This window comes from Streptomyces sp. CB02009 (assembly GCF_001905825.1).
Classification (GTDB): domain Bacteria; phylum Actinomycetota; class Actinomycetes; order Streptomycetales; family Streptomycetaceae; genus Streptomyces.
Map to the genome: position 1 here is coordinate 936298 of NZ_LIVV01000002.1, position 12769 is coordinate 949066.

General features: G+C 71.3%; 10 protein-coding genes and 1 pseudogene. 4 read left to right on the top strand and 7 right to left on the bottom strand.

All coding sequences use genetic code 11. The features are described 5' to 3' along the window. Positions 1 to 93 precede the first annotated feature (93 nt). The 7 genes from AMK27_RS11250 to AMK27_RS11280 all read right to left on the bottom strand — a co-directional run bounded on the left by AMK27_RS11250 (position 94) and on the right by AMK27_RS11280 (position 9298). A complete protein-coding gene (locus AMK27_RS11250; RefSeq protein ID WP_073905161.1) occupies positions 94 to 1188 on the bottom strand; it encodes a UDP-glucuronic acid decarboxylase family protein in 1095 nt (364 codons plus the stop codon). A gap of 369 nt (positions 1189 to 1557) precedes the next feature. Beyond that, positions 1558 to 2301, bottom strand: a complete 744-nt coding sequence (locus AMK27_RS11255) for an amino acid ABC transporter ATP-binding protein (protein WP_073905163.1) — start codon at positions 2299 to 2301, stop codon at positions 1558 to 1560. Continuing rightward, positions 2298 to 3206 carry an amino acid ABC transporter permease gene (locus tag AMK27_RS11260; protein WP_073905165.1) on the bottom strand — a complete coding sequence of 303 codons (909 nt, stop codon included), beginning with the start codon at positions 3204 to 3206 and terminating at the stop codon, positions 2298 to 2300. The genes AMK27_RS11255 and AMK27_RS11260 overlap by 4 nt, the downstream gene beginning before the upstream one ends. A gap of 10 nt (positions 3207 to 3216) precedes the next feature. Then, positions 3217 to 4104, bottom strand: coding sequence for an ABC transporter substrate-binding protein (locus tag AMK27_RS11265; protein ID WP_073905167.1), 888 nt, complete (start codon positions 4102 to 4104; stop codon positions 3217 to 3219). Positions 4105 to 4314: 210 nt separating this feature from the next. Further along, positions 4315 to 5151, bottom strand: coding sequence for an SAM hydroxide adenosyltransferase (locus tag AMK27_RS11270; protein ID WP_073905169.1), 837 nt, complete (start codon positions 5149 to 5151; stop codon positions 4315 to 4317). Between the two features lie 362 nt (positions 5152 to 5513). Beyond that, a complete protein-coding gene (locus tag AMK27_RS11275; RefSeq protein WP_073905171.1) occupies positions 5514 to 7052 on the bottom strand; it encodes an eCIS core domain-containing protein in 1539 nt (512 codons plus the stop codon). A gap of 224 nt (positions 7053 to 7276) precedes the next feature. Further along, complete coding sequence (locus tag AMK27_RS11280; protein WP_073905173.1) at positions 7277 to 9298, bottom strand: acyl-CoA dehydrogenase family protein; 2022 nt, start codon at positions 9296 to 9298, stop codon at positions 7277 to 7279. Between the two features lie 242 nt (positions 9299 to 9540). On the opposite strand from AMK27_RS11280, the gene AMK27_RS43565 reads away from it, so the two are divergent. The 4 genes and pseudogenes from AMK27_RS43565 (at position 9541) to AMK27_RS11300 (ending at position 12697) form a co-directional block, all read left to right on the top strand. Further along, entirely contained in the window at positions 9541 to 9849 is a 309-nt protein-coding gene (locus tag AMK27_RS43565) for a hypothetical protein (RefSeq protein ID WP_241847421.1), read from the top strand. Between the two features lie 185 nt (positions 9850 to 10034). Beyond that, positions 10035 to 10862, top strand: a pseudogene (locus AMK27_RS43570) (M20/M25/M40 family metallo-hydrolase); the annotation flags it as partial. A gap of 732 nt (positions 10863 to 11594) precedes the next feature. Beyond that, positions 11595 to 12095: a hypothetical protein gene (locus AMK27_RS43575; RefSeq protein ID WP_241847422.1), complete on the top strand. Its 501-nt coding sequence runs from the start codon at positions 11595 to 11597 to the stop codon at positions 12093 to 12095. Between the two features lie 173 nt (positions 12096 to 12268). After that, on the top strand, positions 12269 to 12697 hold the full coding sequence (locus AMK27_RS11300) for an STAS domain-containing protein (RefSeq protein ID WP_073905177.1): 429 nt from the start codon (positions 12269 to 12271) through the stop codon (positions 12695 to 12697). The last annotated feature ends 72 nt before the right edge of the window (positions 12698 to 12769 follow it).

The following is a 12769-nucleotide window of genomic DNA, read 5'->3' on the forward strand; positions in this document are numbered from 1 at the left end:
CGACAAGGTGGGGGCCCGGGAGAGCAGGCCCGACGGACTCGGAGCCGCGGCGGGGCCGGCGGGAGGCCCGCCGGTCCCGCCGCGGCAGGCGGATCAGCCGCCCGCGACGGTGGCCCCGGGCGCGGAGGACGGCACGCCGGTGGCGGCGCCGGCCGGTCCGGGGATCGTCTGCGGGGCGAGGGGCGCCGGCGAAGCCGCGGCCAGGGGGACCGTCTCGTCCTGGCCGCCGCGGATCGACGCGGCCGAGGCGGCGAGGCGGTCCGCGTGGGCGGCGAAGTACGCGACGGTGCGGCGCAGGCCCTCGGTGATGTCGATCTCCGGCTCCCAGCCCAGTACCTCGCGGGCGCGGGTGATGACGGGGCGGCGGCGGACCGGGTCGTCGACCGGCAGCGGGTGGTGCTTCACCTCGGATGCCGAGCCGGTCATCTCCAGTACCAGGCCGGCGAGTTCGGAGACGGTGCGCTCGACCGGGTTCCCGAGGTTGAAGGGGCCGAGTTCGGAGGAGTCGAGGAGGGCGACCAGGCCGCGGACCAGGTCGTCGACGTAGCAGAAGCTGCGGGTCTGCCCGCCGTCGCCGTAGATCGTGAGCGGCTCACCGGTCAGGGCCTGGGTGATGAAGCTGGACACCACACGACCGTCGTGCGGGCGCATGCGGGGACCGTAGGTGTTGAAGATCCGGGCGATGCCCACGTCGACTCCGTGCGTGCGGCGGTACGCCGCCGAGACCGCCTCGGCGTATCGTTTCGCCTCGTCGTAGACGCTGCGCGGGCCGATGGAATTGACGTTGCCCCAGTACGTCTCCTCCTGGGGGTGGAGGAGCGGATCGCCGTAGATCTCGCTCGTCGACGCGAGGATGAAGCGGGCGTTGTGACGCTGGGCCAGCCGGAGGGCGTTCTCGGTGCCGCGGCTCCCGACCGCGAGCGTCTCCAGCGGGTGGCGCAGATAGTCGGGAGGGGAGGCCGGGGACGCCAGGTGGGCGACGGCGTCCACACGGCCGGCGACCTCCACGGACACGCTCACGTCGGCGTGCTGGAACTCGAAGGCCGGATGGGGCAGGAGAGGGGCGATGTTCTCGGGGTCGCCCGTCGAGAAGTTGTCGAGGCACACCACGGAGTCGCCGCGCCGCAGGAGCGCCTCGCACAGGTGAGACCCAAGGAAACCACCGCCACCGGTCACGGCAACGCGCATGTGTTCTCCAGTAATGAGAAGCGGATTGACCTCGAGATCCGCTCGCGCGGACCACCGAATGACGGGACGGCCTGACGATCCGAGCATCAGGCCGTCCCGGAACACGCACGACGAGAGTATGGGCATATGTAGGCATTTTTGCGGAGGCAATTCGGAAACTAGGCTGATCGGCGGGTGCCTCAAGGGGGCGCGGGAAGCCCGACCGCCTGGTGCGTGGTTGTGTCACATGTCGAATGGCGTACGCGGACGGTGTCACCCGCACGTGTCCTGACACCCCGTGCGGGACATACGGGAGCACCTCGAACGGCGGAAGCCGGTCCCTCCCCGCCGCAGGGGGAGGAACCGGCTTCCGCCGTCAGGGAGACGGTGCTACGAACGGTCGAGCGCGCGGGCGAGGAACCGCCGCGTGGCCTGCTCCCGGGGAGCGGTGAGCACCTGCTCCGCGGTGCCCTGCTCCACGATCACGCCGTCCTCCAGGAAGCAGACCCGGTCCGCGACCCGCCGCGCGAAGTCCATCTCGTGGGTGGCCATCAGGATGGTCAGCCCGCGCCGCTTCAGATCGGCGACGACGTCCAGGACCTCGCCGACCAGCTCCGGATCGAGGGCCGAGGTGATCTCGTCGAAGAGCAGCAGCTCCGGCTCGGTGGCCAGGGCACGGGCGATCGCCGCCCGCTGCTGCTGTCCACCGGAGAGCCGGTCGGGGTGCTCGTGCGCCTTGTCCCCGAGCCCGAGGCGGTCGAGCAGCTCGCGGGCCGAGGCCTCGGCCTTCCGGCGGGGGACGCCGTGGACCCGGCGGGGCGCGAGCGTGATGTTGTCCAGCACGGTCAGATGCGGGAAGAGGTTGTACGCCTGGAAGACGATGCCGATCCGACGGCGGGCGACGTCGGGGTCGAGACGCGGATCGGTCAGCTCGGTCTCGCTCAGGTGCACGGTCCCGTCGTCGACGACCTCCAGCAGGTCCACACAGCGCAGCAGGGTGGACTTGCCCGAACCGGAGCCGCCGATCAGGCAGACGACCTGGTGCTCGGCGACGTCCAGGTCGATCGAGCGCAGCACCAGCCGCTCCCCGTACTGCTTGCGGAGGCCGCGGATGCGCAGCAGCGACCCGCTCATCGGCCCGCCCCCGCCCAGGTGCGCCGCGCCGCCCGCAGCTGGAGCCGGTCGGCGAAGCGGGTCAGCGGGATGGTCACCGCGATGAACAAGAGGGCCGCTCCCAGGTACGGGGTGTAGTTGAAGTCGTAGTCCGCCTTGATCTGCGCGGCCCGCAGCGCCTCGAGCGGACCGAGGACGGCGACCAGGGCCGTGTCCTTCTGCAGGGCGATGAAGTCGTTGAGCAGGGGCGGCAGCACGTTGCGCACGGCCTGGGGCAGGACGACGTGCCGCAGCGTCTGCCGCTCGTTGAGGCCCAGGGCCCGGGCGGCGTTCCGCTGCGCCGGGTGGACCGAGTTCAGTCCCGCCCTGAACACCTCGGCGACGTACGCGGTGTAGGAGAGGGTGAGGGCGATCACGCCGAGGATCCAGGGCTCGGAAGGCGTGCCCTGCAGTTGCAGCGCCGGCAGTCCGAAGCCGACGAGGAAGACCAGCAGCAGGGTCGGTACGCCGCGGAAGACGTCCACGTAGACCGTAGCGGCGAGCCGCAGCGGCTGGAGACCCGGTGCGCGCGTCACCCGCACCAGGGCGATCAGCAGCCCCAGGACGAGGATCAGCACCTCGGCGACGAGGAACATCTGGATGTTGAGCCAGAAGCCCCGGAGGAGGTCGGGGAAGGCGGAGCGGAACTCGGCGCCGTCGAAGAACAGCGTGTCGACGCGCTCCCAGCCCGGTGAGGCCACCGCGGCCGCGCCCACCGCCACCAGGGCGAGCAGGGTGCAGAGGGTGGAGACCCAGGTGTGGCGGCGCTTGCGGGAGCGGCGGTACCGCTGCCGCTCCTGTTCGTGGTCGCTGGGCCGGTAGCCGGTGTCGGGAGTGCCGGGAGCGGTGGCCGACCGGTCCGGTACGGCCGTCTTGCTGATGTCCACAGCCGGCCCGTTATCGCTTCAGCTCGGGGACGTTCGCCGAGGCGGAGAGCCACTGCGTGGTGAGCCGGGCGAGCGTGCCGTCGGCCCTGAGCGCGTCGAGGGCCTGGTTGACGCAGGAGGTGTACCCGCTGTTCTTCGGCAGCAGCAGGCCGAACTTCTCGGGGGTGCCGCCCGCGTAGCCGAACTGGCCCACGATCTCGCCGTTCTCCAGCTCCGCCCCTGCCAGGTAGAAGACGGTGGGAAGGTCGGTGACGATCGCGTCGATCTGACCGTTCCGCAGCGCGGTCACCTCGTCCTTGGTGGTGCTGAAGACGTTCGGCTGCTTCGAGGGCTTGATCTGGTCGAGCACGGCCTGGTAGCTGGTCGTCGCGACCTGCACGCCGATCCTGGCGTCCTTGAAGGCGCTCAGGGACGTGGCCTTCGCGAACGCGGATCCGTCGAGCGTGAGAATGGCCTGATTGGCCGTGTAGTAACTGGTGGAGAAATCAACGGCTTTCGCGCGCTGCGGTGTGATGGAGATCTGGTTGATGTCGAAGTCGAAAGCCTTGGGGCCGGGGGCGTACGAATGGGCGAAGGGCTCGATGACCCATTTCACCTGGTCGCGTTCGAAGCCCAGCTTGCCGGCCACCGCATAGGCCACGGCGCTTTCGAAGCCCTTTCCGTTCGACGGGGTGTTGCTGTCGAACCACGGTTCATAGGCCGGGGAGTCGGTCGCGACGGTGAGCTGGCCGCGCTTGTGGAGGCCCGGGTTGTCGGTCGTGCACCGGGCGCCGCCCTTGGACCCGGCCGCTTCGGGGGTGCTCTGCGGCTGCGGCGCGCAGCCGACGGCCGCCAGCGCGAGGAGGGCGGCGGCGGAGGCCGCCAGGGAGATACGGGTACGGGTACGGGTACGGGACATCGGAGGTCCTTAGGGAGAAGTCCGGGAAAGGTACGGGAAAGAGGGCCGGTGCTGTGCGCTCAGCGACACAGATCGGCCGCACAGCGCACGTGGTCCACGTGGCGGCGGCGTACCAGCAGGAGAGTTCCGGACATGCTATTCAGCATTCCGGCTCGCGGAGACCGGCGTCAATCGGGAAGACCCTTGCCGGGGTAACGCGTTGATAACATGTCAGCTGGTGAGATCGAATACGCGGTCGCCCTGGCGCAGTCCGAATACCTCCGCCGCGGAACCTCCGCGGACCACCAGTTCGGCGAATCCGACTCCGGAACTCCCGACGGTGATTCCGGGCTCGCCGAGCGGGACGTCGGGGAGCCGGTCGTAACAGCGCACCCGGATGTCGCGGCCGTCGAGCCGGTTGCGTACGAGAAGGCCCTCGGCGGTGTCGTAGCCGGGCAGTTCGGCGGCCGGGCGGTCCAGCTTGCAGTTGCCGAAGTTGTCGACGACGGCGATCCGCACCTCGTCGGCGACGGACGGGCGCACCGCCGTCGGCCGCGCGGGAACGGGGTGGCCGTCCACCAGCCAGCGGGCCAGCAGCGGCGCGTACCAGAGGCTCCGGAACTGGGTCCGTACCATCTCCTCGATCTCGGCCGGGGTCAGCTCGGCCCAGTCGCCTGCGGCGGCCTCCAGCACCTCGCGGACGTCGGTGACCTGGACCTCCTTCAGGTCCAGGTAGGTCGCCAGCGGGGCGAGGACCCGCTGGTTCAGCGTGCTGACGACCAGGTGGTTCCCGTGCCGGAAGGAGCAGAAAGGCACGCCGTTGGGCCAGTGCCCGTCCCTCGGCGCGATGTTGACGAGGACCACGACGGGTCGGCTCGGACCGCCGATCAGGTCCGTGGAGCGGAGCAGGTCGAGCAGGGTGAGGGCGGCGGCGCCCTCCGGGTCCGGTCCGCCGAGCGGCAGGACGGTCGGCGTCGAGCCGAAGAGGGTGGCGATCCGGGTGGACTGTCGGGCGAGGGCGTTGGGGTCGGCGCAGTCGGTGAGGGAGACGACCGGGGGAGGGGTCATGGTGGTACTTCGCCCTTCTGGCGGAGGAGGACACGGGGTGGGTGGGGGTGGAGGTGCGGGGGCCGACGGGCTCGGCGGCGGGTCGGGACAACAAAAAACGGACCCTCCGTTTCCGGAGGGTCCGTCGCGTCCTGCGCGCACACGGCTTCGCTAGCGAAGCGCCTCCGGGGGCGGGGGCATCATTCGCATCATGGCGAGGGTGGCGGTGTGCTGCATGGGTGCACGCTAACACCGGGGAGCGCCGTCTCAGACACCCTTCCACATGGTGGACACGTCTTTCCGGGCGGCCGGTCGGTGGGGCGGAGCGCTCAGAACCCGAGGCCGGGCCGGTTTCGTACGGCCGGCCGGCTGCTACGCGGTCCCTAGCCCGCCGTATACCGCCGGGCGCCGCGTTCCTGTCGCAGCCGGCCTTCGTTGATCGGGGCGAGCGTGACGGTGACGGCCCCCTGGGAGAACGCTCCGCCGTGCCGCCCGTGGAAGCTGGCCGGCAGCGCCGCACCGCCCGCGAGGCTTCCCGACGTGTAGATGTCGATGATGCCCTCGTAGCCCTGGTTCTGGACGGCGTCGCTCGACCCCGCGGTCTGCTCGATCGTGATGCGGTCGTCGCCGTCCACGGCCACGACCGCGGCGACGTGATAGGGCCACCCGGACTCGTTCGACGGAGAGGCGTGCTCATGGTCGGCGTCGTCCATGTCCCACATGGTCTCGATGATGGAGAACGCCTCACCGGGGTTCGGCCGCTCCTCGCCGTTCCCCGCTCCCCGTCGCCACGCGTACGCGAGGGCTTCCTGGACGTTGCCGTTGTGCCCCTCGCCCCCGAACACCGCACCGCCGCGGATCCGGCTGGCGTCCTGCCCCATCTGGAGGCGCCTGCGGTGCATGATCTCCTCGGCGGTGTGCGAGCAGTCCGCCAGGAACGCCGATTCCGGCTCGTACTCCGTATAGGCGCCGGTGAGGGGCTGGTTTCCCACGTGGATGGTGAGGGTCACGTTCTGCTGCTCGGTCGGCCTGCAGTAGCGCGGCACGGCAGCGTTCACACTGCCCCAGATGGTGGTGGTGTCGTACCTGTCGACGATCATGAAGTACTGGCCGGTCTGCGACACCTTCAGGTGCACCAGCTTATTGCCCGGGCCCACGAGAGAGCCCTCGTGGTAGCGCTGAACGACGGCGGGACCGAGCGCGGGCGTCCGCTCCTGTGCGACCTCCGAGGTTCCCAGGGTTCCCGAGGTCCCCACGGTTGCCGAGGTCCCCACGGCCTCCGCACTCTCCACGGCCTCCGCGCCCTCCACGGCGTCCCGCTGCACCGGCGAACTCGCCATGGCCCGGCGCGCGTTGGCCTCCGCATCCCGCTCGAAGCGGTCTCCCGGGTCGGACACCTTGAGGCCGCCGCCGTTGTCCGTGCCCGCCACGGGCCCCTGCCGCCGCTGGATCACATGTGTGAGCTCATGGGCGAGGGTGTGCTTGTCCGCGCCACCGTCGCCGATGACGACATGACTGCCCGAGGTGTAGGCATGGGCCCCGACCTCCCCGGCCGAAGCCCTGGCCGCGGCGTCGTCATGGATACGGACGTCGGAGAAGTCCGCCCCGAGCCGGGACTCCATGTCCGTACGGGTCGCCTCGTCCAGGGGCCGACCGGGAGCCCTGAGGACCTCGTGGACCGCCGAACGCTGCACGGCCTGCTGGTGCCCGCAGCCGGCGCCGTGCTGGTGCTGCTCGTGGACCCAGCCGTGGCCCGCGCGGTGCAGCATCTGCACCACCGCCGCGTTGCCCGCGACGGACTGAAGGGCAGTCAGGCGACCCGTCTCCACCCCGCGCCCCTGCTCGGCGGCCCTGTGGGACGGGGGCCGCCCCTGGTCGCCGTTCTCCCGGGCCGGTCCGTCCTGGGGACGCCTTGCAGTCATTCGATCGCCTTTCACGTGCCCGGATCGCCTGAGGTGACGGAGGTCGTCGGACAGTCTGGAACACCGCGCTAACGCGGGCCTAGTGTTCCCTAACGCCCCCGCGCCGACCCCGTACAACCGGGCTCCGAGGCCCGACCGCTCTCGCTGGAGGGGCCCGGTCCGTACGCGGTGTCCGGTCCGGGCGTGCTGGCGGCCCGTCCGCGGGGAGTACAGGCCGGCCGTCCTCAGGCCAGCAGGTCCGGTGCCCGCAGCATCTGCGGCGGGACGGCCCAGGCGTCGACCAGGTCGACGGCGAGGGGACGGATCTTGCGGCAGAGGTCGTTCACCTCGCGGCTGATCGCCTTGGAGCGCTGGACGGTCAGACGGCCGTGCTCCATGAACCAGGCCCGGTCCGCCTCGATCGTCGACAGGGCGAACAGGTCGCAGAGCAGCCCCAGCGCGGCCTTGTTGCCACCCTCGGGGTGGGTCCCGCACGCGTCGACGAACGACTCGAGTACCAGCCGCTCGACATGGGCCCGGGCGAGGGCGATGACGTGGTCCTGGACCTGGGAGAAGACCGCGCCGGGATCACGCCCCCGGTCGACGCCGGCCTTCAGACGGCGGGCCAGGCCGGCGAGCATGTGCTCCTCGCGGTAGCGCAGCATGGCCAGTTGGTACTCCGAGTCGAGCAGCCCGGCCTCCCGGTCCCACTCGTCGCCACCGGGCAGCAGGTCGCGCACCCGCTCCAGGAGCTTGTGGACCGAGGCCTTCTCGATGACGGTCTCGACCGCCAGGCCGGTGACGTAACGGACCATGCCGAGCTGGTCGAGGTCCTCGAACTCGCTGGCGTAGTCGGTGAGCAGGCCCTTCGCCACGAGCTGGAGCAGGACGTGGTTGTCGCCCTCGAAGGTGGTGAAGACGTCGCTGTCGGCCTTCAGGGCGGCGAAGCGGTTCACCGCGAGATAGCCGGCGCCGCCGCACGCCTCGCGGCACTCCTGCACCGTGCTCGTGGCGTGCCAGGTGGCGAGCGCCTTGGTGCCGGCGGCGCGTGACTCCAGACGCCGGCGCGCCTGCGGGTCCTCGTCGCCGGAGAACACGCCGTGGAGCTGCCCGCGGACCGTGTCCTGCGCGAAGTGGAGCGCGTACGTACGGGCGAGAAGCGGCAGCAGACGGCGCTGGTGCAGCCCGTAGTCCAGCAGGAGCTGCTCCTCGGCACCCGAGGCACCTGAGGAACTGGGGGCGCCCGAGGAGCCCGAGGTGCGCGACGTACCTGAGGTATCCGTGGAGGCCTCGAACTGACGCCTGCGCACGGCGTACTTGACGGCCAGGGTGAGGGCGACCTTGGCGACGCCGACTCCGGCGCCGCCGACACAGACGCGGCCCTGGACGAGCGTGCCGAGCATCGTGAAGAAGCGGCGGTTGGGGTTGTCGATGGAGCTGACGTAGGTGCCGTCGGGAGTGACGTCGGCGAAGCGGTTGAGGAGCGCCTCGCGGGGGACGCGGACGCCGCGGAAGCGGATGCGGCCGTTGTCGACACCGTTGAGGCCCATCTTGCGGCCGTCGTCCTCGATCTCGACGCCGGGCAGGACCTCGCCGCCGGAGCGCAGCGGTACGAGGAGGGCGTGGACGCCGCGGGCCTCGCCGCCGACCTCCAGCTGGGCGAAGACGACGGCGAGCTCGGCGTGGCGGGCGGCGTTGCCGATGTAGTCCTTGCGCGCCGCGTCGCCCTCGGTGGTGACGACGAACTCCTGGGCGTCGGCGTCGTAGCGGGCGACCGTTCCGAGTGCCTGGACGTTGGAACCGTGTCCGGTCTCGGTCATCGCGAAGCACCCCATCAGCCGGCCGGCGATGAGGTCCGGCAGGTAGGCGTCGTGGTGGCGCTCGGTGCCCAGCTGCAGGATCGCGCCGCCGAACAGCCCGAACTGCACCCCGACCTTGACCAGCACCGACAGGTCGCCGAAGGCCAGGGTCTCGAAGGCGGCGACGGACGCGCCGATGTCGTCGCCGCCGCCGTAGGACGCGGGGAAGCCCATCCCGGTCTGGCCGGTCCCGGCCATCTCGACGACGACGTCGCGGACCCGCTCGCGGAACGCGTCCATGCCGAGCGCTTCGGCGTCATCGAGGACGGAGGCATGGGCCGCCAGATTGGTCCGGACGAGGTCGCGGATCTCCGCGTACTCCCCGTCGAGCAGCCCTGCCAGGGCCTTGACGTCGATCTCGGGCTGGACATAGCCGCTCGCGGCGGCGGAAGTGTCGTCAGGTGCCATGGATCTCCGCTACCCTCCCGGCCGCCGGTCATACCGGACCTGACCCGCGCGCCGGGGGCGGCACGGCGAAGCTGACGGCGGACCGTTGCGTTCGGTACGAGGGCCGCGCACTCCGCTGCGATGCTCCGGTCCGTCCGGAACCGGCCCGGACGAAGGACTGGTGTGATCCGCCGGCGAAAGAGGACGGGCGACGGCCGGTCTGCACTTTGCCCGGGGCGGCGCAGGTAACCGATCATTCACCGATGAGACCCGAAGTGCAGGCTTTCGTCGTCGATGGTCCGCTCCCCGACTGGGACGCGAGCGAAGAGGAGATCGACAGGCGCGCAGAGCAACTCGATGCGATCCCCAAGCCGGTCACGAGAGAGGAAGCCCGAGCGCTCGTCTCCTGCTTCGGCCCAGACGACTGCTACGGCGTCGCCTGGGCGCTCATGCACCTCATAGAGACCGGCCCGAACCCTGTCCTGGCCGCAGATCCCGGACCGGACGCCAACGAGTGGCACCAGCGGCTCTTCGTTCGCGCGGTGAACGGAGGCCTCATCCAACGAGCGTGACGACAAGGCGACGGGTGGCGGATCGGGGGACTTCTCAGCCCTTCGCGCCTCACCTGAACCCGTGGCTCGCGCCGGTCAGCGTCGCCACGTGCGGTGAGACGGACATGCCCCTGTAGGCAGCCGTCCGCGCCGCCGAGGGCCGCTCACGGCGGCGTGACGTCGCGTTCGTCCGGCCCGGAGTCAGCGACGACAAGGGAGGACTCCTGGCCGGCCTCACCGCCCTGGAGATCCTCCACGAGGCCTCCGTCGAGGACTTCGGCGAGCTGGTGTTCCTCGCCACCCCCGACGAGGAGATCGGCTCGCAGGTCAGCCGACCGCTCATCGAGCGGACCGCGCGCGGCATGCACTACGGCCTCGGCCTCGAGTGCGCGCGGGAGAACGGCGACCTCGTCATCGCCCGCAAGGGCGTCGCCGACTTCCGGCTGACGGTCACCGGCCGCGCCGCGCACGCCGGCATCGAGCCGGAGCGCGGGGCCAACGCGGCCCTCGCGGCCGCTCACCTCACGGTGGAGCTGCAAGGGCTCAACGGGCTCTGGGACGACGTCACCGTCAACGTCGGAGTCGTCCGCGCGGGCACCCGCCCCAACATCGTGTGTGCCGAAGCCGAACTGCACATCGAGGTGCGGGCCGCCACCGGCGCGGGCATGAGGCGCACGACCGAGGCCATCCACCGTGCCGCGGCCCACCCCGCCGTCCCCGGCACCGCCGTCGTCGTCGCGCAGATCGACCTGTGCCCGCCGATGGAGGACACCCCCTCCTCGCGGCGCGTCTTCGATGCGGCGCGCAGGGCCGCCTCCGACTACGGGCTGCGGCTGGGAGCGGCGGCCACCGGCGGAGTCGGCGACGCCAACCTCATCGCCGGTGCGGGAGTTCCCACGCTCGACGGCCTGGGCCCCGTGGGAGGGTCCGACCACACCCCCGGCGAATGGCTCGACACGTCCAGCGTCCCGCACCGCGTCGCGATGCTGGCCTGCCTCATCGTCTCGCTCGGCAGCGCCGGCAACGACTCCTGACCGCCCGGCCCACCGGGCGAGGCGAGGCAGCCCCCCGGCGGGCCCGGCACAGCAGTCCGCCCCGCCGACTCCCCGGCAGTTCTCCCCGTCGCCCTGCCGGGGCACGACCAGGGCCCTGCGGCGTCGGCCGCAAGGCCCTGGTCATCCAGTCATCCACTCATTGAGTCCCCCCGTCAGCACCCCTCACGGAGGCATCATGCGCGCACATCCCGGACCCGCACGTCGCGTCGTCCTGGTCGGCAGCACCGCACTCGTCCTCGGTCTCGTCTCCGCAGCGCCCGCCGCGCAGGCCACCCCCGCAGCCCCGCACCACCCCGGCTCGCTCGTGCTCGTGGGAGGCGGCCTCAAGGACGACGACACCCAGATCTACGGCGAGATCATCAAGCGCGCCGGCGCGAAGGCCCGTATCGGCGTCATCACCGCCGCCTCCGTGCCCGAGAGCCAGGACCCGGACGCCGCCGACCCGGACCGGTGCAGCAACTCCGCCTGCAACGGCACCTATCACGCCGAGCTCTTCACACGGCACGGCGCCGCCGACGCCCAGTGGATCCCCATCGACCTCGACCACATCGCGAACGCCGACTCCGACCGCGTCGTCGCCCAGGTCAACGAGATGACCGGCTTCTTCTTCGGCGGCGGCGACCAGTACCGCTACTCGTCGACACCCACACCGGCGCCTACGGCCGTGAGGGGCGCGCCCTGCGCCTCGCCGCCGACACCCACCACGACCGGGTGTACGCCCTCGAGGAGAACACCGCTCTCGTCGTGGACAACCCCGGCACCACCGACGAGCGCCTGTCCGTCCTCGGCCCGAACGGCGTCGCGATCCTGGACCTGCGCCAGGCCCGTGCCCGCACCACCACCGCCGGCTGGTCCGTGCGCGACGCCCGCTACTCCTACCTCACCGACGGCGACCGCTACCTCGCCCGCAGCTGGTCCGCCTTCCCCGCACGCGACAAGAAGCTGCTGATCCCGCGTGACACCACCCCCGTGCCGGTCAACCGCGACGTCTTCTTCTCGGCCGCCAACCCCGACGGCCGCCCCTACGCGTTCCGTACCACGGCCCGTGAACTCGCGGCCCGCGTCCAGGTCCGCGCCACGGCCACGACGTACGAGACCGGTCCCGGCTTCACCGTCACCCTGACGAAGCCGTTCGGCTTCACCGCGTGGTCCGACACCCAGGGCAGCCCGCAGACCCTGATCGGACTGCGGGTCGGCATCGCCCCGAACTAGCCGTCACCCCGGCGCGCCGAGGGAGCCGCGCCCCGCGCCCTCCCGCGTGTGCCGCGGTGTCGAACCCGTCGTCGTGGATGCGGCTCGGAGGTGAATACCCTCGTACGTGCGAAGTGATCTCGCGGTCGGGTGAGTTGCCGTGTCCGGTCCGCAGGCAGGCCGGTTGAGGGGGCGTGACCTCATCAAACAACCCTCCGATACTGTCCGGCTCCCGCGCTCCCGAACTCACGCCGCGCGAGGACGACGCGGACGCCGCGCCCCGCGAAACGAGCGTCCGCTCGTTCACCGCGCACGGCGACGACGGCTTGACCGTCGCGCTGCAAGGCGAGATCGACCATCACAGCGCCGGCCCCCTGCGCCTGTTGCTGGCTTCGGCCCGAAGGCTCGGATACCGCTCCCTCATCCTGGACACGTCACTCGTCACCTTCGCGGACTCCGCCCTGCTGAGGATCCTGCGCGACTGGACCGACCACGGATGCCGTCTGCGCCTGACCGGCGTGACGCCCGCGATGGAGCGACTGAGGGCGGCGGCCTGGGGATGCCCGTCCACCTGCCGCAGGCACGCGCACATCGGAAGGGGGAAGGCCAGGCAAGGGGCGTGACGCTCCTGGGAGAAGTCCGCCGTCCACGCCCCTGCACGGGGGGAGGGCGGCGGACTTCGTACGACCGGCTCA